1 protein-coding gene is annotated in these 654 nt (G+C 48.3%); it reads left to right on the forward strand.

The window, feature by feature from the left end:
• Nucleotides 1-654 (forward strand): PAS domain S-box protein (locus R7O13_RS27865; RefSeq protein WP_318305324.1); only part of this gene is annotated, 654 nt, incomplete at both ends.

A 654-nucleotide genomic window follows, 5' to 3' on the forward strand; every position in this document is an offset into this window, starting at 1 on the left:
ACGCCATGACTAACCGCAGCGTAGAACAGGCGTGGAAAAAGTCTAACGATGACATTGTCGGGAAGAACGACTTTGACCTTTTCAGCGCCGAACGCGCGGAAAAATTCATTGATGCCGACCGATTAGTGGTCGCTACTGGCACACAGAACATCGTTGAAGAGTGTCGCCAAATTGATGAAAACAACAACCCAACTTGGCTGGAAACCATCAAATCACCGGTACGAAATCAGGCCGGTGACCTGATCGGCATTTTGGGCATGACGCGCAACATCACCCGTCGCAAGATGGTGGAAACGCAATTGTCGTTGGCGTCGAAAATCTTCAACAACTCGCAAGAAGGTATGGTCATTACCGACAGCAATGCCAATATCATTGATGTCAACAACGCGTTCTCGCAGATCACCGGATTCAGCGCCGAAGAAGTGATTGGGAAGAACCCGAACATTCTCCGCTCTGGGCACCATGATGATGCTTTTTACCAACAACTTTGGCAGCAACTTGAAACCAAAGGTCAATGGAAAGGCGAGTTTATCAACCGCAAACGTGATGGCAGCATTTACCCGCAATTAGCCACTATTAGCGCGGTAATGGATGACAAAAACCACCTAATTAACTACATCTGTGTGTTTGAGGACATCTCAGTGCGCAAAGCGC

The sequence above is a fragment of the Vibrio sp. Y176 genome (genome assembly GCF_033438945.1).